At 61.4% G+C, this 765-nt stretch carries 1 protein-coding gene; it reads right to left on the bottom strand.

Features of this window, described 5'->3' with window-relative positions; genetic code table 11:
- Positions 1 to 357 precede the first annotated feature (357 nt).
- Positions 358 to 723, bottom strand: a complete 366-nt coding sequence (locus ILT44_RS30585) for a nitrile hydratase accessory protein (protein WP_239468657.1) — start codon at positions 721 to 723, stop codon at positions 358 to 360.
- Between the last annotated feature and the right edge of the window lie 42 nt (positions 724 to 765).

Genomic DNA, 765 nt, shown 5'->3' with positions numbered 1-765 from the left:
CTGAAGGCTCTGGCAGCCTGAGCCCTCTTGCCGCCGCGGATCACGCCCAAACAACCGTCAACGCACGTCGCTCAAAATCACGTTTCCACACGACCTCGGTCAAAGCGAGACCCAGACCGTGGTGGCCTGAATGTCGGCTTTGCTCGCGAAAGCGGAAACCTTGCTATAAGTCGCTGCAGGCGTGAGCATGGTTGCTGAAGGCTGTCAGCAGCGACTGAGATAGCCTTGGCGCCGTGATATGGGAGTTGGGTGCAGGGTATCACCCGAGGCTCTTTAGGGAATGGGTGCATCCCTTCATGTTGAGGTCTGTTCCTGACGCACAGCGGCATCGCCTTGCACGTGGTCCTGGCTCGCAGCTTATCGGAGTGGATCGTTCGCGAGCAAAATCGGTTGACCATGCGGCGTCGCGTGTGCTGCCCGATCCCACGCGTCCCTTCGTTCTGCTAGGGCCTGTCCACTTGCAATGCCCCTGTCACTGGCCAACTGCTCAATCGCAGATAGCCAGTGCTGATAGTAGGTCGTGCCGTCGTCGCAATCCCCTGCCGTCTGGGCCTGCTTGATCGCCGCCGAGAGTGCGGCAGCCCACTCTGGCCAGGTAAACAGCCCCTGCTCGTAGAGAGCCAGCGTCATGGCGAAGGCCTGCGCCTCCCACGGCTCGTGGAAGATAGGCCCATCATCATCGCCACGGGGGATCGGCGCGACGTCCGCGGCCACGCGGGCCATATCCTCATGCCAGCTCAAGATAGCTCTCCCAGGCGTCGATTG

Origin of the sequence: Microvirga arvi (assembly GCF_016892765.1) — a bacterium.
GTDB classification, from domain to species: Bacteria; Pseudomonadota; Alphaproteobacteria; order Rhizobiales; family Beijerinckiaceae; genus Microvirga; species Microvirga arvi.
Note: the sequence above shows the minus strand (reverse complement) of the source record. Positions and strands in the feature narration are given on the sequence as shown.

What these genes read in the sequence shown, in the direction of transcription:
- ILT44_RS30585 (WP_239468657.1), bottom strand. Translation starts at nt 723, where the DNA reads ATGGCCCGCGTGGCCGCGGACGTCGCGCCGATCCCCCGTGGCGATGAT.